The following is a 20,182-nucleotide window of genomic DNA, read 5'->3' as shown; positions in this document are numbered from 1 at the left end:
TCCCGCGTTCCCTTGCCGAAGCCCCGCGGGGAACCCCACCGTGGTCGCATGCATGCGCACGAGGCCCCGCCGGTCCCGGACGTCTTCGATCCACGGCAGTACGCCGCCGGAGTCCCCCACGCCGCCTACCGCGTCCTGCGCGACCACCACCCCGTGGCCTGGCAGGACGAGCCCGAGGTGCTGGGCTGGCCGGCCGGGCCCGGATTCTGGGCGGTGACCCGGCACGCGGACGTCGTACGCGTCCTCAAGGACTCGGCCACGTACTCCTCACACCTCGGAGCGACCCAGATCCGCGACCCCGACCCCGCCGACCTTCCCTTCATCCGGCGCATGATGCTCAATCAGGACCCGCCGCGGCACGGGCGCCTGAGGCGAATGGTCAGCCGCGCCTTCACCCCCGGCCGGATCGACCGCTTCGCGTCGGTCGTGCAGGAGCGGGCCCGGACCCTGTTCGCCCAGGCGCTGGAGACGGCCCGTACGACCGACGGCACCGTCGACCTCGTCACCGCCGTGACCGACGACTACGCCCTGCTCAACCTCGCCGACCTGCTCGGCGTCCCGGACAGCGACCGCGGTCTGCTGCTGCACTGGACGCAGCGGGTCATCGGCTACCAGGACCCGGACGAGGCCGGCACCCCCGTGCTCGACGCGGACGGCAAACCGGTCGACCCCCGCTCCCCCGCGATGCTCCGGGACATGTTCGCCTACGCCCAGCAGCTCGCGGCGCACAAGCGCCGTCACCCCGCCGACGACGTGATGACGACGCTCGCCCAGGACCCCGAACTCGCCGACACCGAACTGGAGATGTTCTTCTTCCTGCTCACCGTCGCGGGCAACGACACCGTCCGCAGCGCCGCACCCGGCGGCCTGCTGATCCTGGCCGAGCACCCTGAGGCGTACGAGCTGCTGCACGCCGGGAAGGCCGAACTGTCCCTCGCGGTGGAGGAGTTGCTCCGTCGGCACCCGCCCGTCCTCACCTTCCGCCGCACCGCTGCCCGCGACACCGAGCTGGCGGGGCGGCGCATCCGTGCGGGCGACAAGGTGGTCGTCTTCCATGCCTCCGCGAACCACGACGAGAGGGTCTTCGCCGCACCGGACCGCCTCGACCTGTCCCGTACGCCGAACCCGCACGTCTCCTTCGGGGACGGCCCGCACGTCTGCCTGGGCGCGCACTTCGCGCGGTTGCAGCTGCGGGTGCTGTACGGGGCGGCGCTGCGCGCCCTGCCGGTCCTGCGTACGGCGGGGCCCGCCAGGCGGCTGACGTCCAACTTCATCAACGGGATCAAGTCGCTGCCGGTGCAGGTGGACTGAGTTCGGACACGGCCCTCACGTCCGTACCTGGATCAGTGCGTGGGTGCCGCCGGTCCGCCACCGCTGCCCCTCGGCCGCCACGAGCGCGGCCTCGGTGTCGGGGGCCAGGCCGGTGATCACGTCGGACTTCAGGGTACGCAGAGCGGCGACCGGGCCGGGAAAGTGGGCCGTGACGTCAGCGAAGGGCGTGGTCGGGGTCCACAGCCGATCTCCCACGAGACGGCGGTAGTTGAGGTCGCCCTTCACGACGGTCAGCGCGGCCGTGGCGAGTTCCGCGCGGAGGTCGCCCGGCATGTCCGCGTACGGCAGCGGTGCCGCGGAGAAGGGATGGGCGCGGAGGGCGAGGCGGCCGTCGGTCATCGCCGACCACAGGATGCGGCCGTACTCGACGGCTGCGCCCCGCGCCCCCGCCAGTCTCCTGAGCCCGTCGAGCACATCGGCCGTCGTCGCGTCGGAGACGTAGTAGGGGTACGGCTTGATGTGCAGGACGGCACGCCCGATGCGCCCGCGTTCCAGGAGGTGGGCGATGAGGAGCAGGTCGGGAATGAGTTCGCGGCCCGCGTTGTCCGCGATGAGGCAGAGCGTGCCCGCACCGGACGACGGGAGCAGCGACCAGAGGGTCTCGCTGTCGTCGGCGACCAGGCCCGGGGCGGTGTCCGCGGTGCCGGCGCCGGTGGCGGAGAGGCGGAAGCCGAGGTCGGCGCGGTTGCCCCAGAGGGAGCCGTGCAGCAGGGCGCGGTCCTGGTCGTCGGCGGGCAGGGCGTCGAGGGCGGCCAGTTCCTCGTCCGTCTCCGGGGAGTCGAGCTCGGCCAGCTTGAAGGGGCGGAACGGGTCGATGCCCTGCCAGGGCCCGGGGCCGAAGTAGCCCACGGCGTCGAGGAGTTGGCGGTAGAAGTAGCTCTCCGACCAGAGCCAGGGGATGTCGTACCAGGAGCGGCCGGCGTACTGGGCCAGGCCCCACGCCTCCCAGCGGTCCCGGTCGTGCGCCTCGGCCGGGAGCGGTTCGACGACGCCCTTGGTGCAGCTCGCCAGGAGCGCGTCGAGGGCGCGGTGCTGTGCGGGGCCGTAGGGGAAGGCATCCCGGACCTGCCGGATGATCGCGGGGTGCCGCTCGGCGAGCACGCTGTGGGGGAAGGACCCCGGCTCGTTGCCGAGGATCACGGGCACGGACGGGCTGTGGGGCATGCACCCACCCTAAGCGGGCCGAGCGACTCCACTCCGGTCCCCGGCGCCGAAAGGGGCGCGGGGCCGTGTCGATCGGCGGCCCAACGCGCGGGCGCGTCAAACCACGACGCCCCGCAGACAAGCGCCCTGTAAGGGGCGCGGGGAACTGCGCGACAAGCCACGACGCAGCCGCAGACGCCGGACACACCCGACGCCCGGCCCACCCGACGCCACGGCACCCGCGGTGGAGCAGCACTTCGGCCATTCAAGCGGAGCGCTCCCGCTCCAGCCGGGCGGCGAGGCTCACATAGCGGGCGCGGCGGGTCACCGGGACCAGGCCGCGGATCGTGAGGTGCCACATCTCGGCCAGTCTGCGGGGCTGGTGGGCGACGGGTTCGAGGGAACGGCCCACGACGCGGGTGCCGACGAAGAAGCTGACGAGGGAGTGGGCGACGGCGTCGACATCGATGTCCGGGTGGACGTCGGACTCCTTGACGGCGCCGAGGAGTTTGCGAGTGGCGAGGTCCCGCCATTCGGTGAAGGGGTGCTGCAGGGGCGGCCGCACGGCGACTTCGCCAGTGGCAAGCCGGAGCCCGGCCCGGGGTATCGGGCCCTCGACGGAGAGCCGGGCGATGCCGAAGGTGATGCGCATCAGGGTTTCGAGCGAGGAGTAGCCGCGTCCGTCCAGATCCTTCGTCACCTCGTGCGAGGCCTTGGACTGCAGCTCCATGATGGCGTGGGCGAGGTCCTCCTTGGCCGCGAAGTGGAAGTAGAGGGCGCCCTTGGTGACTTGGGCGTGTTCCACGATGTCGCTCAAGCTGGTCGATTCGTAGCCGCGGCGGTCGAACAGGTCTGCTGCGGCCGCAATGATCGTCGCGCGGGTCTGCTCGGCGCGTAACTGCCTCGCCATCGACTGAACACTCCTGGGGCTGTAAACGGGCCGGACTGTCTGTTTCTCTCACTCCCAGTGAACGATATCTCACCGTGCGGCGGTACAGACTTCGCACTCGAAAACTGTCGGCTCGCCCTGGAGGCCACAGACCCCCACATCAGCCCCGGCCTCGTCCGTCACTTCGATCCAGGTGGGTCCGTCCAGCTCAGCATAATGATGGAAGGCCGCATGGAAGGACCCGCCCCGGTCGGCCCGAAGGCCCGGACACGGGTGGGCTACCGGGCCGCCTCCCGGAGCAGCACACAAGGGACATGATCGAGCGGACCGAAGAAAACAGGATGGGCGGTATCTACCCGCAGTTGCCGACGGCCGGACGGTCTCCGCGATGAGCAGCGGCTCATACGGCGACCGGTCCGAGGACACGTGTAACCAATGAGCCCAGGGCCACTGTGCGAACAGCGCGAACCTCCCTCGGTCCCCTGCAAACGAATGACAGACCAGACGGCGAGGTGCCCGTCCCGGCGACTGCCAGGGTACGAGGCGACCGGTTGGTCTTCAATGTGACCGGGGCGGCTGCGAGGGGCGACGGCGCAGGTGAACGGTCAAGGTTCAAGGAGTTGTTCGCGCCGGACCGCTGCCGGGCGTCGTCTGCTGAACGCGGCGGGCCGGTCGCCCGTACTTCACGGGAGCACATCGTTCCACGCCGGCCGAGGAGACGTTCCGGATGCCCCGGATGACCGCACACCGCACGGCCCTGGCGGCCGCCTTCGTGACCTCGTTCCTGCTCCCCCTGTGGGCGGCGGCCCCCGCCCGGGCACACGGCGCGCCCACGGATCCGGTCAGCAGGGCCTACGCCTGCTCACCCGACGGCGGCAGCAACGCGCAGTCGGCGGCGTGCAGGGCGGCCGTGGCCGCGAACGGCGCCCCCTTCACGTTCTGGGACAACCTGCGGGTCGCGGACGTGGGCGGCAGGGACCGGCAGGTCATCCCCGACGGAAAGCTGTGCAGCGGCGGCCTGCCCGCCTACAAGGGCCTCGACCTCGCCCGCTCCGACTGGCCGTCGACGACCCTGAGGCCGGGTGCGGCCCTGACGATGAAGTACGCCTCGACGATCCCGCACACCGGCACGTTCAAGCTCTACCTCACCAAGCCCGGCTACGACCCGAAGAAGCCGCTGACCTGGTCCGAGCTGCCGGACAAGCCGTTCGCGTCGGTCAAGGACCCGGCCCTGACGAACGGCGCGTACCGCATCACCGCGAAGCTGCCGTCCGACCGGCGAGGGCGCCACGTGCTCTACACCATCTGGCAGAACAGCAGCACCACGGACACGTACTACTCGTGCTCCGACGTGGTGTTCGGGACGGCCGGGAGCGGCAGGAGCGGCGGTACGGCAGCATCGGCGCCGACGTCCGCGGGCGGTGGCGGAAAGAGCGCGAGCAGCAGCCCCACGGTCACGCCCGAACCCCGTACGACCCCGTCCCGTACGACCGAAGCGGCGACGACTCCACGGCAGGGATCCACCGAGCCCGACAGCACCCCGGTGGCCTCGACCTCCACAGCGGGCTCGGGACCGTCCGCGCCCATGCTGGCGGGCGGCGCCGCTGCGGTGCTGGTGCTCACCGGCGGCGCCGCCCTGGCGCTGCGTCTGCGTCGACGCTGAACTACGCCTGCTTGAGGGTCAGTTGACGTAGACGGTGGCGCCGTTGTCGGTGACCGGGGCGTACTTGGCGGTGAAGTAGCCGCTGCTGAAGCAGAGCGACGAGCCGGACACCTTGGTGAACTGCTGGTTGGTGAAGTTGATGCTGGCGTCGCTGTTGCTCGTCGTGCCGGTCAGGCTGGGGGCCTGGTAGACGCAGGTGATGGAGCCCAGCAGGGTCTTCAGCTTGACCGTGGTCTGGATGGTGGAGCCGCTCGCCGGGGTCACGGTGAGCGTGCCGTCGGAGGCCACGGTGGTGGTGTACGGCAGGTTGTCGACCGTGATGCTGGTGACGCCCGTCACGCCGAGGACGTTGCTGGTGCAGCTGCTGCTGTCGAAGGTCTGCGCGCCGACGGACTCGGTGGCCGTGCCCGGCGCGGCGGGGTTGTCCGTGACCGTGGCGGTGAAGGTCGAGGACGTGCAGCTCACGCCGCTGGTGCCGGTCGCGCTGGAGTAGAGCGTGGCCTTGGTGCCGGTGGCCAGCGGTGCGGAGAGGACGTCGCCGACCGCGACGGCGGTGCCGCCGGCCGAACCGGTGGTGAGGACCGGGGTGTCGGCCGCCGAGGCCGGGACGGCCGCGGGGATCGAGAGCGCGGCGACGGTGCCGACGAGGGTGAGGAGGGTGCGAGTGCGCATGCGGACGTACCTCTTTCTTGTGCGGGGTTTGAGGGTTGGGGGCTTCCGAGGTGGCGCGAGGAAGGTGGGGGGACGCCGGTCGGCGTCCGCCGATGCCGGACCGTGACGCCTTCTCCGTACGCCACGGACCGGCAACGACGACCGGCCGGTGACCGGCCGCAGACCCTGGGGGTGGGCCTCCGGCCGGGCCGGGCGGAAGCGACGGCCTGGAGCAGGCCAGGGGGGAAGTGCCCTTACCGGGCCGTCTGGGGGGTCTCGGGCTGTGAAGGGCCCGTGCGGACATGAGGGGTCCGGGAGACGCGGACGGTGCCGCGTGGCTGGATCCGGCGCCACGGATCTGGGGGAAGCCAGGGGCAGTTGTAGACCTGAGTGACAGTCAACGTCAAGGTGGAACAAGGGAGTTGACGATCATTCAAGAGCGGGGAGAAACCCGCCGGACCTGCTGAGCCACAGGTGGGACACAACCGACACTCTTTTTTCACAACTCCCTTGACCCTTGAAAGTAACCACGGGTAACTTCCTCGCTGGCTACTGCGGAGTACGAGAAAGCCCTTCCACCCGCCGGGAGTTTGGGAGGAGGCGTGCGTCTGCAGCCGCTGTCCGCGCCAGGACAACGCGCCGATGATGCCCAACCCGCACTGACTATGCACATGGGAGCAGAAATGGCCTCGTCCGCCGAACTCACCACAGGGAACCCAGAAAGCGGTTCCTCGCCCGACCCCGCAAGACGCGGGCGGGTCCGGCTGCGCCGCGCCGCTGTGATGGCGGTCCCGGCCGTCGCGATCGCGGCCGGCCTCGCGATCATGACCGCCGAGGGGGCACTGGGGGTCTCGTTCTCCATCTCCGGAATGCCCTTCACGGTGACCGCCAAGTCGCTCGACGGCACCGGCTTCGAGCAGTTCGGTGGGCTCGACAGCATGATCGAAAACAGCCCCAACGCGGGTGACACCGGCGGTCAGGTGCTGATCGTCACCTCCGCCATCAAGAACGCGACGCTGGACAGCCTGTGCCAGAGTGTCGACCTGGGTGGCACCAACCTGCTGATCAAGGCGGGCAGCGGCTCCTCGAAGGTGCAGGCGACCGACCTCACCACGGACTCGACCCAGCTGACCGGCGACGCCGCCTTCAGGAACATCGAGATCGGCAACGACGCGAGCACGCTCAACAAGGCCGGAGTCAAGGGACCGGCGGGCGTCTTCAGCCAGCAGGCCGACACGGTGCACATCGACAACCTGCGGCAGACCAACTATGCGACGACGGCCGGGGTGTTCAGGCTGCCGGGCCTGAAACTCAGCTTCAGCGACTCGGGTTGCTGATGTCGGACAGTCCGAATCAAGGCGCGCGGCCCGCTTTTCGTGAGTGGCGGGCCCGCCGTCCGTTCTGGGGCGGGCTGCTGCTCGCCCTGGGCGGGGCGGAGATCCTGCTCACCGAGAAGGCCTCACTGAAGGTCATCCTGCACTCCGGCGCGCAGACCCTGACCGGCTACCTGCTGCCGACCGTGATGCTGCTGTGCGGACTGCTGATCCTTTTCAACCCCACGCAGCGCCTGTTCTACTCGATCATCGGCGTACTGGCCTCTCTGGCCACCTGGCTCACCTCGAACCTGGGCGGCTTCTTCTTCGGCCTGCTCCTGGGAACCGTCGGCAGTTGCCTCGCCTTCGGCTGGCTGCCGGACCAGGAGCCGCGGGTCAGCCGCCGGAAGCGCAGGAAAGAGGCGCGCGCCCTGGAGGCCGTACAGCCGTAAGCCGTACAGCCGCGGTCCTGAGGCCGCACCGCCACAGGCACCGCAGCCCGCACCGGCCGGCCCGTCTCGGGGCCCGCCGGTGGGCGGGTCGCCGTCGGGCGGTGCTCAGATGCCCAGTACGGCGCGGGCGGTGAGGAAGTAGATGACCAGGCCGGTGGCGTCCACCAGGGTCGTGACCATGGGGGCCGAGACCACCGCCGGGTCGATGCCCAGGCGCTTGGCCGGCAGGGGCATGGTGCCACCCACGGTCGCCGCCCAGCCGCAGATGATCACCTGCCCCACGCCGACCACGACGGCGATGTGCACGCCCACGAACAGGGTGCCGAGGACCAGTCCGAGCAGGGCAAGGATCGAGCCGAGCACCACACCCACCCGGCGTTCCCGCCACACCACCGCGGGCAGGTCCGAAACCCGCACCTCCCCCACGGCCGGCGCACGGACGGCCGCGGTCGCCGCCTGCGCGCCGGCGTTGCCGCCGGTTCCGATCAACAGCGGGATGAACATGGCGAGTTGGGTGACCTTCTCGAGGGTGCTCTCGAAGGCCTCGGTCACGGTGACCGTCAGCGTCGCGGCGAGCAGCAGGAGCAGCAGCCACACCGCCCGGTAGCGGGCGAGCCGCCAGACGGTGGCCGCCATGTAGTGCCCCGTCCACGGCTCGGAGCCGGACTGCCGGGCCACGTCCTCGGTGTCCGCGTCCTCGATCACCTCGACGGCGTCGTCGATGGTGAGCAGCCCGACGAGCCGCTCCTCGCCGTCGACGACGGGCAGGGCGAGCGCGTCGATCTCCCTCTTTATGTTCAACTCTGTTCCACGGAGCAGGCCCCCACTGAAGGATGTGTGCATGCTCGACGACCTGGACCGTGCCCTGATCCACGCGCTGCACATAGACGGCCGTGCGCCGTTCAGCCAGATCGCCGCCGCGCTCGACGTCTCGCCGCAGACCGTGGCCCGTCGCTACCGCCGGCTGCGCACCGAGGCGTCCCTGCGGGTGGTGGGGCTGCCGGATCCTCATCAGGCAGGTCAGACACAGTGGCTCGTACGGCTCACCGCGGCGGCGAGCAGCGCGCAGGACCTGGCGAACGCCCTGGTGCGACGGCAGGACACCTCGTGGGTGAAGCTCACCTCCGGCGGCACCGAGATCGTCGCGATCATCCACACGCCGACCGAGGCCGGCGCGGGCAACTCCCTGCTCCTGCGCGACATTCCGCGCACCAACCACATCACCGCGGTGTCCGCGCACTGCATCCTGCACACCTACCTGGGCGGGTCGACGAACTGGCGGCGCAGCGCCGACAGCCTCGACGACAAGCAGCAGCGGGTGCTGCGCGAGCACCAGGCGGCGGACACCTCCTACGTCCCCGTGCCGCGCCAACTCACCGAGTCCGACACGGACTTGCTGGTCGCCCTGCAGCGGGACGGGCGGGCCACACACGCCGAGCTGGCGCAGGCCACCGGCTGGTCCCCGGTCACCGTGGCGCGCCGCCTCGCGGATCTGCAGGCGGGCGGCGCGATCTTCTTCGACGTGGAGGTCGACACCGGCCACTTCGGCGCCAACACCCGGGCGCTGCTGTGGATGTCGGTGAGCCCCGCGCACCTCGAGCACGTGGCGACGACCCTCGCCGGCCACGACGAGCTGGCTTTCGTGGCCGCGACCACGGGCCCCACCAACCTGGTGGCCCAGGCCCTGTGCCGGGACCCTGCCGACCTGCACCACTACCTGGCCCGGCGGCTCGGCTCACTGGACGCGATCCACACCCTGGAGACCAGCCCGGTCCTGCAGAACCTCAAGGCGGCGAGCCCGATCATCACGGACCTGGCCCGGACCAGGCGCTCCGCGGCGGCGCCCCGTACCCGGGTCTGAGAGCCTGAGTCATGTCCCCGGCCCGGTCAGCGCACGGCGCCCTGGGGTCCTCCGGCTCGGGCGAAGCCGAGAGCGGGGGCGGTGCGTGCGATCGCGAGGCGCCGGAAGGTCCTCGTAGCGCTACCAGACCCCTTCGACGACACGGCGAGCAGGCGTGCCAGGCGTCGCGCGCCCGGCCGTCCATATGACCCCGGCTCTGAACCCCCTGCCCACATGGAAGAAGCGGCGGCCCGAAGGCCGCCGCTCGTCCCTGCGCTGATCCGCTGGTCCGCTCCCTGTGTGAAAGGGCTCGGCTAATGTCCCGTCCCGGCCTCCGCCGACGCGTTCCTGTCGATCATCATGCGGCTCGTCGCGAAGCTCACCACCACCAGGGCGACGGCGACCCAGAAGGCCAGCTGGACGGCGTGCAGCGCCGAGGACGCGTCGCCGGTGCGGGCGCTGCCCAGGTAGACGCTGCCGAGGACCGCCACACCGAGCGTGGCGCCCAGCTGCTGGACGGCATTGAGCAGACCGGCGGCCGAGCCGATCTCCTGGGGCTGCAGCGGCTTGAGGGCGATGGTGAAGAAGGCGGGGCTGAACAGACCCACGCCGAGCCCGACGACACCGAGCGCGAGGAGCAGCGGCGTGGGGTACTTGTCCGGGTCCGCCGCGCGGTACACGGCGACGGCGGCGAGCGCGCCGGCCAGCAGCACGGCGAGGCCCAGGGACATCATGCGGTGCCCGTAGCGCCTGACCAGGTGCGCACCGGCCACCCAGGAGGCGACCGCCAGGCCCACCGACCACGGCGCGAGGGTCAGACCCGCCTTCAACACGTCGGTGCCCAGGCCCAGTTGCAGCTGGAGCACGATGACCATCATCAGGCCGTTGGTGACGGCGAAGAACGCGGTCGAGGTCACCAGGGCGGCGGGGAAGCCGCGGTGGGCGAACAGGCTCGGCTCCACCAGCGGGCTGCGCCCGGCGGCCGCCACCGACCGCTGGTGCACCGCGAACACCAGCATCAGGCACAGCCCGGCCGCGACGGCCGCCCAGCTCCACCCGGACAGGGCCGACAGATCGGCGCCGATCAGCGGGTAGACCACGAGCCCGATGCCGGCCATGGCCAGCAGGGTGCCGGTCAGGTCGAGGGTGGGCCGCTTGGGGGCGCGGTTCTCCATCAGCCTGGGCGAGATCGCCAGCACGACCAGTGACACGGGAACGTTCACGAGGAAGGCGGCGCGCCATGAGGAGCCGAACAGGTTCGCATGGGTGAGCACCCCGCCGAGCACCGGCCCGCAGACGGCTGCCAGGCCCATCACCGGGCCGATGCTGCCGAGGGCCTTGGACATCTCGGGCCCGGCGAACATCGTCTTGATCAGACCGATGGTCTGGGGGATGATCACGGCCGCCGCGGCCCCCTGCACCACCCGGAAGGCGATGAGCAGACCGACGGAGGGCGCCACGGCGCAGGTGGCGGACGCGATCATGAATCCGGTGACACCGATCACGAACAGCCGCTTGCGGCCGGCGATGTCGCCCAGCCGCCCGCCGGTGATCAGCAGCACGGCGAACGGCAGGGTGTAGGCGGTCGTGAACCACTGGATGTCGGACACCGACCCGCCCAGGTCCGCATGGATCGCCGGCGCGGCGACCTGCACGATGGTCGCGTCCAGCAGGTTCATCGCCTCACCGAGCAGCAGGGCGGTGAGCGCCGGCCACCGCCATCGGTACGCCGTGGGAGTCGGCGTCAGCACACGCTCAGCAGTCATCGGGGGTTCCTCTCCACCGTTGTCGACATGCCGGCGCGGGGCCCCGTTGAGAGGGCCTCGGGCCGACCACGACTCAGCGTGGGGCGGGGTGAACAGGAGGCTCCAGCCAGAGCGGGAAGATGGAGGATTCCTTCCATCCGCGCCCGCCGCAGTGTCGATTTCCCACACCACGGGACCGGGCTCGTCCTCCGTCGCCCGTGCCGCCGGGAGGGAAGACCCGTCCCCCTGGGCGGTGTGAGGTTCCTTCACAGGGCCGCCCTCGATGGAAGAAGTGTTCCAGTCCGCCGCCGCGACTGGAGCGGGCGGGCGTGATCACTCCACGCTGGGGTTTCCCGGCCACCTCCCGTGTGCCGGAGGCCTACTTCCTTCGTTCACCTTGTTCAGGAGCGTGGATGACCGTCCTGCCCGCCCCCAGAGAGAAGTCCGCCTGCTCGCCAAGCCCGCCGGTCTGCCCGGGCCCGAGCACTTCGGCGTCGTCGAGACACCCGTCGCAGCGCCCGCGGAGGGCGAAGTGCTGGTGCGCAACCTGTTCTTCCATGTCTTCGCCACCCTGCGCATCCTGATCGCGAGCGCGACCCAGGACACGCCGCTGCCCAGCCACCAGGTGCAGCTCAGGCCCGCCGACCACGCCCTGATGCACGCGCTGCGGCAGGACGGGCGGGCCGCCGTCGGGGAGCTCGCCGCCGGCACCGGATGGTCGTCGGCGACGGTCTCGCGCCGCCTGGACCATCTGCGCGCCTGCGGGGCGATCTTCTTCGACATCGAGCTCGACCCCGGCCTGCTGGGCGGCAGCGCCAAGACCCTCCTGTGGATGGCGGTGGCCCCGGCGCATCTCGACGAGGTCGCCACCACTCTGGCCCACCACGACGAGCTGGCCTTCGTCGCCCACACCACCGGCCCCACCAACCTGGTGGCGCACGCCCTGTGCCGGGACACGGCCGCCCTGTACCGGTACCTCACCCATGGCCTGGGCGCGGTCAAGGCGATCCGCACCCTGGAAACCGCACCCGTGCTGCGCATGCTCAAGGCGGTGGGCACGATCACGCCCGCCGGGCCGGCGAGGGTGAACCGGTGACTGCTGTGGCCCAAGTGGTTTGCGTCGCCCTCGAGTTGACGAAATTAATTGTCGGGATCCGGTGGATCTCGACGACGTTACGGGAGGGGCCGCCGTGCCCGAGGACAGCGCCAGGCCCCCTCCGCCCGGGTCGTGTACGTCGACGACGACCCGCTCGTCCTCGCCCTGTCCCAGGGCCGGCGTAACAGCACGCCGGAGGGCAGGACCGTGTACGAGCTCTGCACCGCGGCCCCGCGGGCCGTGGACGCCCGCCGCCAGCCCGAATGCATCATCACGATGCGGCAGCGACAACTCACTCAATGTTGCTGATCACTTGACTACCGGCGGTCACACACGATTGGCTCCGGCCAGCGAGAGTCATCCGGGCGGTGCACGGCGTGTCGGACGCCGTCCGGGAACTCCTCTCGCCGTTCCGCTTGCTCGGCCGCACAGCGAGGTGCCGCACCCTCATGAACACTCCTCCCCCACCGCCCGCCTCCCACAGATCCGCGCGCATGGCCGCCCTGGCCGCGGCCGTGTGCCTGTTCGCGGCCGGCTGCTCCGCGGCCGGCGCCACGTCCGACTCCAAGGACGGCGCCGGCGGGGCGGGCACCGCCCGTCTCAAGGTCGCCATGGTCACGCACGCCTCGCCGGGCGACACCTTCTGGGACCTGGTGAAGAAGGGCGCCGAGGACGCGGCGGCGAAGGACGACGTCGACCTGACCTACGCCAATGACTCCGACGCGGCGGGGCAGGCCGAACTGGTGCGGGACGCGATCCGCCAGAAGGTCGACGGCATCGCGGTGACGCTCGCCAAACCGCAGGCCATGAAGGGCCCGATAGCGGCGGCCAGGGCGGCGGACACACCCGTGGTCGGCCTCAACTCCGGCATCGACTCCTGGCAGTCCGAGGGGGTGCTGGAGTTCTTCGGGCAGGACGAGAGCCTCGCCGGGCGGGCCGTCGGCGACAAGCTGGACGCCCTCGGGGCCAAGCACGCCCTGTGCGTGATCCACGAGCGCGGCAACGTCGCCATGGAGGCCCGCTGTGCCGGTGTGAAGAAGACCTTCGACGGCAGGACCGAGATGCTCTACGTCGAGGGCGCAGACGCGAACGCCACCGCCGCCGCGATCACGACGAAGCTGCGGCAGGACCCGACGATCGACGAAGTGGTCACCCTGGGCGCCCAGTTCGCGCTCACCGCGGTGAAGTCGGTACAGCAGTCCGGCAGCAGGGCCCATGTCGCGACCTTCGACCTCAACCAGGACCTGGTGAAGGCCGTCGAGAGCGGTGACGTGCAGTTCGCGGTGGATCAGCAGCCGTATCTGCAGGGCTATCTCGCGGTGGACGCGCTGTGGCTGTACAAGACCAACGGCAACATCAGCGGCGGCGGTGTGTCCCCCGTGCTCACCGGCCCGGCCTTCGTGACCAAGGCGAACGTGGCCTCGGTCGCCAGGTACGCGGCGCGCGGCACACGCTGAGCCGGACGGCCGGCGACACTTCGTACACCAATGTCGCGAAAGATTCGGAGACCTGTGGCACGTGCGGTCACTTGTACGGATAGCATCCTGTGCACCCCTTCTCTCCCCGCTCACGGCCACTCCTGTGTTTCCCCCTCCGCTCCCTCCGCTCCGCTGACCGCCTAGGACGACGATGTCTCCACGGACAGGTGCCCGGCGCCGTCTCGGCTCCATACGTCTCTCCCTGATCCTGCTGGCCCTGGTGCCCAGCGTCACCCTCGCCGCGATGTGGGCCCTGACGACCACGCAGATGTTCGACGAGGGGCTGCGGCTGCGCGGGCAGACCGAACTGAGCCGTTCGACGGGGGCCATGGGCACGGAAGCGACGCTCGCGCTGCAGCGGGAGCGCAGCCTGTCGGCGGCCTGGCTGGCCGGGGACCCGCGCGGCTCCCGCAGCGCGCTGGTCGCCCAGCGCAAGCAGACGGACAAGGCTGTCGCCAAGCTGGTCGGCCAGTCCGACGCGATCAGGAAGGCGCCCGCGCGCATCTCGGACCGGCTGTACTCGGTCCTCGGCTCGGTGGGCAGTCTGGAGTACTACCGGGGTCAGGTGGACGATCCCACCGACATCACCGCGGCGCAGGCGCTCGACCAGTACAGCTCGATCATCGACGACCAGATCCACGCCTTCCAGGAGCTCTCCCAGGTCGACGACGGCGACCTCACCTCGCAGGCCGGACCGCTGGTCGCCCTGGAGCATGCGGCGGAGCTGGTCGCGCAGGAGGACACACAGCTCACGCTGGCCTGGCCGGCGGGGCGGCTGAGCGACAAGTCGTGGGCCACGTTCACGCAGCTGGTCGACACCCGGCGCTGGCTGGTCGAGGACCAGATCGTCCCCTCGCTGCAGGGCGAAGCGAAGACGCAGACCGAGCGGATCCTGCAGAGCCCGGAGTGGCAGAGCGTCCAGGACATCGAGGACAAGGTGCTCGCGGCCCGGCCGGGTCCGGACGGGAAGGTGACCCTGCCCGGTGCGCGCAAGCAGTGGGCGGTCGCGTTCGCCAAGGTCGGCGACGAGTACGGGCAGATGATCCGGGCCCAGACGTCCGGGCTGCTCGACCGCAGCGCCGACAAATCCGACAGCCTGCTGCTCACCGCCGCCTCGCTGAGCGCGGGCGGTCTGCTCGCTCTGCTGCTGTCCGTGGGCATGTCCTGGCGGATCACCCGCTCCCTGTCCCGGCGGCTGCGCGGCCTCAGGGAGGCCACCCTGAGCCTGGCCGAGGAACGGCTGCCGGACGTCGTGGCCCGCCTCGACCGGGGCGAGAAGGTCGACGCGGACCTGGCGACCCCGCCGCTGGACTACGGCCGGGACGAACTCGGCCAGGTGGCGCGGGCGTTCAACAAGGCGCAGCGCACGGCCGTGCACACCGCGGTCGAGCTCGCCGACACCCGGCGCGGCTTCCAGAAGGTCATCCTCGGCATCGCCCGGCAGAGCCAGAACCTGGTCAATCTCCAGCTCACCAAGCTGGACGCGCTGGAGCGCAGCCACTCCGACCCGGACGTCCTCAAGGGCCTGTACGAACTGGACTCCACGGCCAGCCAGCTGCGCCGCTACGAGGAGAACCTGGTCATCATCAGCGGTGAGCAGCCGCGGCGCAGCTGGCGGGAGCCGGTCGCGCTGATCGACATCCTGCGCAGCGCCGTCGGCGAGGTCGCCGAGTACCAGCGGGTCGAGGTGCACACCGACGAGGACGTGTGCATCGCACCGCCCGCGGTGGCCGACGTGATCCATCTGCTGGCCGAGCTGATCGACAACGCGACCGCGTACTCGCCCTCTCCGGCCCCGGTCGACGTGCGGGCCGCGCTGGTCGCCAAGGGCCTGGCGATCGAGGTGGAGGACCGCGGCCTCGGCCTGTCGGAGGAGGACTACGCCTCCTTCAACGCGCAGTTGGCGGTCCAGCCGCAGTTCGACGTGGTGGCGCTGGCCGACGACCTCCGGCTCGGCATGTTCGTGATCGCCCGGCTCGCCACCCGGCACGGCATCGCGGTCACGCTGCGCCCCTCACCGTACGGCGGGACGACGGCGATCGTGCTGCTCCCGCACGAGATCGTCGTACGGGAGCCGATCCCGGCCCCCGCCGAGGACACCCCCGCCGCGGAGGAACCGCCCCCTGCGGAGGAGCCCGCTCAAGCCGTACGGGAGCCCCGCCCCGCAGCCCCGGCGCGCACCGCCCTCGCCGCAGCCGTGCCCGCCGTCCGGCGCGACAGCCTCGCCCCGCTGCCCCGCCGTGTCCCCCAGACCAGCCTGGCCGCCGAGCTGCGCGAGGAGCCCGCCGGTGGCGAACACAACGGTCACGCCGAGGAGTTCACCGCCGAGCGGGCCGCGGCCTCGCTCGCCGGCTTCCAGCGCGGCACGCTCCAGGCGCGTGACGACGGCACAGAGACGCAGTACGACCAGGGCCAGGAGGAAGCGCCCGGCACTCGGGAACCGGGTGCGCACCTCCCTGCCGAAGGAACCGACGTCCCCTCGACTCCGCCCGCCGACCGCTGACGAAGGAACACCGCCATGACACGCCCCATCCCAGCCACCCATACCCAGCTCGACCAGCTGCTGACCGGACTCGTGGAGCGGGTCGCCGAGGTGAACCACGCCGTGGTGCTCTCCGAGGACGGGCTGGTCGTCAGCAAGTCCACCGGGTTCCTGCGCGACGACGCCGAACGCCTTGCGGCGACCGCGTCCGGTCTGATGAGCCTGAGCAAGGGCGTCAGCATGGACTTCCGTGGCGGCCCGGTGCGGCAGGCGCTGATCGAGATGGCGCACAGCTATCTGATACTGACCTCGGCCGGCCCGGGCGCCCATCTCGTCGTCCTCACCAGTCAGGGCGCGGACGTCGGCGTGGTGGCGTACCAGATGAACATGCTGGTGAAGAAGATCGGCGAGCACCTCAGCGCGGCACCGAGGGCGGGTCTCGGCCCGACCGCCGAGTCCGGCGCGTGAGGTGAGCGGAGGCGACACGGACGGCCGTCTGGTACGGCTGTTCGCGCTCACCGGAGGACGGACCCGGCCCAGCCGTGCCGACTTCACGCTCATCACGACGGTGACCGCGGTGGACCCGCCGCCGACCTGGGCCACCCGACCGCAGCCCGAGCACCAGCGCATCCTGCGCCGCTGCGCCGAGCCGATCGCCGTCGCGGAACTCGCCGCACTGCTGGACCTGCCGGTGAGCGTGGTGGTGATCATGCTCTGCGATCTGCTGGAGAGCGGCCGTATCACCGTCCGTGCCCCGCACCCCGTCTCCTGCCGACCGGAAGACCTGGACCTGCTGCAGAAAGTGAGGGACGGCCTTGACCGGCTCTGACCTCGTCACCCGGGCGGCGCCCGACACGGTGAAGATCCTCATCGCCGGTGGCTTCGGCGTCGGCAAGACCACGATGGTCGGCTCGGTCAGCGAGATCGCCCCGCTGCGCACCGAGGAACCGCTGACCGCCGCCGGTCTCGGCGTGGACGACCTGGACGGCATCGAGGAGAAGCGGGCCACCACCGTGGCCCTGGACTTCGGCCGCATCAGCATCGGCAGCGACCTCGTCCTCTATCTCTTCGGCACGCCCGGCCAGCAGCGCTTCTGGTTCATGTGGAACGACCTCGCCCTGGGCGCCCTGGGCGCGGTCGTCCTCATCGACGTCCGCCGCCCGGAGACCAGCTTCGCCGCCATCGACTTCTTCGAACGCCGGGGCATCCCCTTCGTGGTGGGCGTCAACGGCTTCTACGGCGACCACCCGTACCCGCCCGAGGAGATCCGCGAGGCACTCGCCCTCCCGGACCACGTCCAGGTGCTGCTGTGCGACGCACGCGAGCGGGAGTCGTCCCGGGACGTACTGATCGCGCTGATCGACCAGTTGATCGCGGCGGCGGTCCACACAGGCGGTCCACGGCCGACGGAAAAGTGAACGGCGAAATTCAGCCAAGCGCGACCGTCTCATTGACGCGCATGCGCCACATCCCTAACTTCTGATCGATTTACCGAACCTTGTTCGACATATCGACCGCAGGAGCAGGAATGAACGCGACGCCGCACCCCGCGCACCCCCACCCCTCCCGCCGCTCCTTCCTCGGCATGGCGGCGACCGCCCCACTGGCCGCCACCGGTGTGCTGGCCCTGGGTGCGGGAACCGCGCGGGCCGCCACCGACTCGGCCCATGTCATGTGCTACTTCACGGAGTCTCCGGACATGCTGGCCGCCAACTACGGCCTGCACCTGGCCGTCAGCCCCGACGGCCTGCAGTGGACCCCGCTGAACCAGAACAACCCGGTCGCCACCCCCACCGAGGGCTCCCTGGGCCTGCGCGACCCGTTCATCCTGCGCAAGCAGGACGGCACGTTCGTCGTCCTCGCCACCGACCTCAAGGGCACCGACTGGACGTACGTCAGCCAGTACATCCACGTCTGGGACTCCACCGACCTGCGCACCTTCACCGGCTACCGGCGGATGAAGCTGCACGACATGAACACCCACAGCTGGGCGCCCGAGGCCTACTGGGACGCGGGCCGCGGCACGTACGGCGTGATCTACTCGGCCGTGAACTCCAGCGGCCACAACGTGATCATGGTGAACTACACCGGCGACTTCGTGACCGCGGGCAGCCCCCAGGTCTTCTTCGACCCCGGCTACGACGTCATCGACGGCGACCTCGCGATCGGTGTGAACGGCGTCAACTACCTCTACTTCAAGAAGAACTCGACCCTGGTCGGCGCCCGCTCCAGCTCACTCGACCCGGGCAGCTTCACCCCGTTCAGCACACCCGTCTCGCACGGCGGCACCGAGGCCCCGACCCTGGTCAAGTCCCTGACGTCCAGCTCCACTTGGTACCTCTGGGGTGACACCTGGTCGCCGAACGGCGTCTTCTACGCCTGGCAGACCAGCAGCCTGGCCGCCGGCACCTGGACGGCCCTCGACCAGAGGACCTACACCCAGCCGCTCAACTCCAAGCACTGCGGCATCCAGCCGATCACCTCGACCGAGTACGACAACCTGCTCGCCAAGTGGGGCACGCCCGCCTGGAACCGGCTGAAGTCCTACAACTACCCGGCCCGTTACGTCCGCCACGCCAACTACGTCGGCCGGATCGACGAGTACGCCTTCGACCCGTACATCGACTCCCAGTGGAAGCTGGTGCCGGGCCTCGCCGACAGCGCGGGCGTGTCCTTCCAGTCGGTCAACTACCCCACCCGCTACCTGCGGCACTACAACTACGCGCTCCAACTGGACGCCAACGACGGCACGTCGACGTTCGCCGCGGATGCCACGTTCTACCGGACCGCGGGGCTGGCCGACTCCTCCTGGGCGTCCTTCCGCTCGTACAACAACCCGACCCGCTACATCCGCCACTACGACTACGTCCTGCGCATCGACCCGATCTCGACCACCACCGACAAGCAGGACGCGACCTTCTACGTCGGCTACTGAGCGGGCCCGCGCACACGACGCGGGCGCCCCCCGAGTGGGGACGCCCGCGTGGTGTTCGTCCGGGGTCAGCCCAGGCCGGCCGACTTCAGCCAGGCCTTGGCGACGTCCAGCGGGTCCTTGTTCTCGAGCTGGACCTGGGTGTCCAGTTCGAGCAGGGACTTGGTGTCGAGCTTGGCCGAGACCGCGTTGAGCGCGGCGACACCCTTCGAGGACAGTCCGCTCTTGTAGACGAGCGGCTGCACGTTCTCGAAGCCGAAGAGGTTCTTCGGGTCCTGGAGGACCACGAACTTCTCCTTGGTGATGTTCGGGTCCGTGGTGAAGATGTCCGCGACCTGCACGGTGTTCTTCTTCAGCGCCGCCAGGGTGAGCGGGCCGCCCGCGTCCAGCGCCTTGAAGCCCTCGAACTCCAGGCCGTACACGGACTTCAGACCGACCAGGCCCTGCTGCCGGGTCTGGAACTCCGGCGAGGCGCCGATGGTCAGGCCCTTCGCGATGCCCTTCAGGTCCGCGATGCTGGACTCGGACGTCAGCTTGTACTTGTCGGCGGTGGCCTTGTTGACCGTGACCGAGTCCTTGTCCTGCGCGGCGGCGGGGTCGAGGAGCGTCAGCTTGGAGTCCAGCTTGGCCTCGATCGCGGCGGTGGTCGCCTCGACCGTCTTCGGCGCGGCCTTGGGGTCGAGGTAGGCCAGCAGGGCGCCGTTGTACTCCGGCAGCACGGTGATGGAGCCGTTCTTCAGCAGCCCGTACGTCGTCTCGCGGCTGCCGATGTTCGGCTTGTAGGTGACCTTGACACCCTTGGCCTTGAGGGCCTCACCGTAGATGTCGGCGAGCAGGATGCTCTCGGGGAAGTTGTTCGAGCCGACGACGACGGTCTTGCCGTCGGACCCTCCGTCCTGGAGCGGGTCGGAGGACTTGCTGCCGTCGGAGGAGCCACATCCCGCCAGCAGGGCCGTGGTCGCGGCAAGCGCGACGGCCGCCGCGGGGTAGCTCCTGAGGGACCTGCTGCGTGGGCTGTTGGAAGTCACGATTCCCGTTCCGGACCTTGGGGATTAATGAGAAGCAAGCTCTGGGACTGATCCAATCCAGCCTCTTCTTGGTCAGTCAAGAGCAGCCGGGTCACCAATTGGCCTCGATGCGTGATCAGTTGTGAATTCTGTGTAAAC

At 70.3% G+C, this 20,182-nt stretch carries 18 protein-coding genes and 1 pseudogene; 13 read left to right on the top strand and 6 right to left on the bottom strand.

Going from position 1 to position 20,182, the window contains the following annotated elements; all coding sequences use genetic code 11:
* Window positions 1–48: 48 nt before the first annotated feature.
* Window positions 49–1,311: a cytochrome P450 gene (locus tag ACFY1E_RS28025; protein WP_389080395.1), complete on the top strand. Its 1,263-nt coding sequence runs from the start codon at window positions 49–51 to the stop codon at window positions 1,309–1,311.
* Window positions 1,312–1,326: 15 nt separating this feature from the next.
* Here ACFY1E_RS28025 and ACFY1E_RS28020 read toward each other — a convergent pair whose 3' ends face one another.
* Window positions 1,327–2,496, bottom strand: coding sequence for a damage-control phosphatase ARMT1 family protein (locus tag ACFY1E_RS28020; protein ID WP_389080394.1), 1,170 nt, complete (start codon window positions 2,494–2,496; stop codon window positions 1,327–1,329).
* Window positions 2,497–2,740: 244 nt separating this feature from the next.
* The gene (locus ACFY1E_RS28015; protein WP_389080392.1) at window positions 2,741–3,385 is read right to left on the bottom strand and encodes a ScbR family autoregulator-binding transcription factor; all 645 of its coding nucleotides are present in this window, start codon (window positions 3,383–3,385) and stop codon (window positions 2,741–2,743) included.
* A gap of 706 nt (window positions 3,386–4,091) precedes the next feature.
* Between ACFY1E_RS28015 and ACFY1E_RS28010 the strand changes: the two genes are divergently transcribed.
* The gene (locus tag ACFY1E_RS28010; RefSeq protein ID WP_389080391.1) at window positions 4,092–5,027 is read left to right on the top strand and encodes a lytic polysaccharide monooxygenase; all 936 of its coding nucleotides are present in this window, start codon (window positions 4,092–4,094) and stop codon (window positions 5,025–5,027) included.
* Between the two features lie 18 nt (window positions 5,028–5,045).
* Here ACFY1E_RS28010 and ACFY1E_RS28005 read toward each other — a convergent pair whose 3' ends face one another.
* The gene (locus ACFY1E_RS28005; protein WP_389080389.1) at window positions 5,046–5,699 is read right to left on the bottom strand and encodes a Tat pathway signal sequence domain protein; all 654 of its coding nucleotides are present in this window, start codon (window positions 5,697–5,699) and stop codon (window positions 5,046–5,048) included.
* 662 nt (window positions 5,700–6,361) lie between these two features.
* Between ACFY1E_RS28005 and ACFY1E_RS28000 the strand changes: the two genes are divergently transcribed.
* Together ACFY1E_RS28000 and ACFY1E_RS27995 are read left to right on the top strand one after the other, a co-directional pair.
* Window positions 6,362–7,015: a DUF6230 family protein gene (locus ACFY1E_RS28000; RefSeq protein ID WP_389080388.1), complete on the top strand. Its 654-nt coding sequence runs from the start codon at window positions 6,362–6,364 to the stop codon at window positions 7,013–7,015.
* On the top strand, window positions 7,015–7,443 hold the full coding sequence (locus ACFY1E_RS27995; protein ID WP_389080386.1) for a DUF6114 domain-containing protein: 429 nt from the start codon (window positions 7,015–7,017) through the stop codon (window positions 7,441–7,443). The genes ACFY1E_RS28000 and ACFY1E_RS27995 overlap by 1 nt, the downstream gene beginning before the upstream one ends.
* Window positions 7,444–7,548: 105 nt before the next feature.
* Here the strand turns inward: ACFY1E_RS27995 and ACFY1E_RS27990 are convergent, their stop codons facing one another.
* Window positions 7,549–8,244, bottom strand: a complete 696-nt coding sequence (locus ACFY1E_RS27990) for a magnesium transporter (protein ID WP_389080384.1) — start codon at window positions 8,242–8,244, stop codon at window positions 7,549–7,551.
* Between the two features lie 40 nt (window positions 8,245–8,284).
* On the opposite strand from ACFY1E_RS27990, the gene ACFY1E_RS27985 reads away from it, so the two are divergent.
* Complete coding sequence (locus ACFY1E_RS27985; RefSeq protein ID WP_389080383.1) at window positions 8,285–9,304, top strand: Lrp/AsnC family transcriptional regulator; 1,020 nt, start codon at window positions 8,285–8,287, stop codon at window positions 9,302–9,304.
* Between the two features lie 293 nt (window positions 9,305–9,597).
* Here ACFY1E_RS27985 and ACFY1E_RS27980 read toward each other — a convergent pair whose 3' ends face one another.
* Entirely contained in the window at window positions 9,598–11,049 is a 1,452-nt protein-coding gene (locus ACFY1E_RS27980) for an MFS transporter (RefSeq protein WP_389080381.1), read from the bottom strand.
* A gap of 388 nt (window positions 11,050–11,437) precedes the next feature.
* Here ACFY1E_RS27980 and ACFY1E_RS27975 point away from each other — a divergent pair, with 388 nt between their 5' ends.
* The 8 genes and pseudogenes from ACFY1E_RS27975 to ACFY1E_RS27940 all read left to right on the top strand — a co-directional run bounded on the left by ACFY1E_RS27975 (window position 11,438) and on the right by ACFY1E_RS27940 (window position 19,019).
* The gene (locus tag ACFY1E_RS27975) at window positions 11,438–12,124 is read left to right on the top strand and encodes an Lrp/AsnC ligand binding domain-containing protein (RefSeq protein WP_389080380.1); all 687 of its coding nucleotides are present in this window, start codon (window positions 11,438–11,440) and stop codon (window positions 12,122–12,124) included.
* 105 nt (window positions 12,125–12,229) lie between these two features.
* Window positions 12,230–12,337 (top strand): annotated as a pseudogene (locus tag ACFY1E_RS27970) (SAM-dependent methyltransferase); the annotation flags it as partial.
* Between the two features lie 236 nt (window positions 12,338–12,573).
* On the top strand, window positions 12,574–13,581 hold the full coding sequence (locus ACFY1E_RS27965) for a substrate-binding domain-containing protein (RefSeq protein WP_389080378.1): 1,008 nt from the start codon (window positions 12,574–12,576) through the stop codon (window positions 13,579–13,581).
* 172 nt (window positions 13,582–13,753) lie between these two features.
* Complete coding sequence (locus tag ACFY1E_RS27960; protein WP_389080377.1) at window positions 13,754–16,105, top strand: nitrate- and nitrite sensing domain-containing protein; 2,352 nt, start codon at window positions 13,754–13,756, stop codon at window positions 16,103–16,105.
* A 15-nt stretch (window positions 16,106–16,120) separates the two neighbouring features.
* Window positions 16,121–16,552 (top strand): roadblock/LC7 domain-containing protein, encoded by a 432-nt coding sequence (locus tag ACFY1E_RS27955; protein ID WP_030940055.1) that lies wholly within the window; start codon window positions 16,121–16,123, stop codon window positions 16,550–16,552.
* 1 nt (window position 16,553) lies between these two features.
* Window positions 16,554–16,913 (top strand): DUF742 domain-containing protein, encoded by a 360-nt coding sequence (locus ACFY1E_RS27950; RefSeq protein WP_389080375.1) that lies wholly within the window; start codon window positions 16,554–16,556, stop codon window positions 16,911–16,913.
* Complete coding sequence (locus tag ACFY1E_RS27945; RefSeq protein ID WP_389080374.1) at window positions 16,900–17,502, top strand: ATP/GTP-binding protein; 603 nt, start codon at window positions 16,900–16,902, stop codon at window positions 17,500–17,502. The genes ACFY1E_RS27950 and ACFY1E_RS27945 overlap by 14 nt, the downstream gene beginning before the upstream one ends.
* A gap of 110 nt (window positions 17,503–17,612) precedes the next feature.
* Window positions 17,613–19,019 carry a glycoside hydrolase family 43 protein gene (locus tag ACFY1E_RS27940; RefSeq protein WP_389080372.1) on the top strand — a complete coding sequence of 469 codons (1,407 nt, stop codon included), beginning with the start codon at window positions 17,613–17,615 and terminating at the stop codon, window positions 19,017–19,019.
* Between the two features lie 65 nt (window positions 19,020–19,084).
* Here the strand turns inward: ACFY1E_RS27940 and ACFY1E_RS27935 are convergent, their stop codons facing one another.
* On the bottom strand, window positions 19,085–20,044 hold the full coding sequence (locus ACFY1E_RS27935) for an ABC transporter substrate-binding protein (RefSeq protein WP_389080371.1): 960 nt from the start codon (window positions 20,042–20,044) through the stop codon (window positions 19,085–19,087).
* Between the last annotated feature and the right edge of the window lie 138 nt (window positions 20,045–20,182).

Origin of the sequence: Streptomyces sp. NPDC001604, assembly GCF_042893475.1 — a bacterium.
In the GTDB taxonomy this organism is placed as follows: Bacteria; Actinomycetota; Actinomycetes; order Streptomycetales; family Streptomycetaceae; genus Streptomyces.
Note: the sequence above shows the minus strand (reverse complement) of the source record. Positions and strands in the feature narration are given on the sequence as shown.

Bases quoted from the DNA above. Each gene is read 5' to 3' on its own strand.
- ACFY1E_RS28025 (WP_389080395.1), top strand. From the start codon at position 49: ATGCATGCGCACGAGGCCCCGCCGGTCCCGGACGTCTTCGATCCACGG.
- ACFY1E_RS28020 (WP_389080394.1), bottom strand. From the start codon at position 2,496: ATGCCCCACAGCCCGTCCGTGCCCGTGATCCTCGGCAACGAGCCGGGG.
- ACFY1E_RS28015 (WP_389080392.1), bottom strand. From the start codon at position 3,385: ATGGCGAGGCAGTTACGCGCCGAGCAGACCCGCGCGACGATCATTGCG.
- ACFY1E_RS28010 (WP_389080391.1), top strand. From the start codon at position 4,092: ATGCCCCGGATGACCGCACACCGCACGGCCCTGGCGGCCGCCTTCGTG.
- ACFY1E_RS28005 (WP_389080389.1), bottom strand. From the start codon at position 5,699: ATGCGCACTCGCACCCTCCTCACCCTCGTCGGCACCGTCGCCGCGCTC.
- ACFY1E_RS28000 (WP_389080388.1), top strand. From the start codon at position 6,362: ATGGCCTCGTCCGCCGAACTCACCACAGGGAACCCAGAAAGCGGTTCC.
- ACFY1E_RS27995 (WP_389080386.1), top strand. From the start codon at position 7,015: ATGTCGGACAGTCCGAATCAAGGCGCGCGGCCCGCTTTTCGTGAGTGG.
- ACFY1E_RS27985 (WP_389080383.1), top strand. From the start codon at position 8,285: ATGCTCGACGACCTGGACCGTGCCCTGATCCACGCGCTGCACATAGAC.
- ACFY1E_RS27980 (WP_389080381.1), bottom strand. From the start codon at position 11,049: ATGACTGCTGAGCGTGTGCTGACGCCGACTCCCACGGCGTACCGATGG.
- ACFY1E_RS27965 (WP_389080378.1), top strand. From the start codon at position 12,574: ATGAACACTCCTCCCCCACCGCCCGCCTCCCACAGATCCGCGCGCATG.
- ACFY1E_RS27960 (WP_389080377.1), top strand. From the start codon at position 13,754: ATGTCTCCACGGACAGGTGCCCGGCGCCGTCTCGGCTCCATACGTCTC.
- ACFY1E_RS27955 (WP_030940055.1), top strand. From the start codon at position 16,121: ATGACACGCCCCATCCCAGCCACCCATACCCAGCTCGACCAGCTGCTG.
- ACFY1E_RS27940 (WP_389080372.1), top strand. From the start codon at position 17,613: ATGAACGCGACGCCGCACCCCGCGCACCCCCACCCCTCCCGCCGCTCC.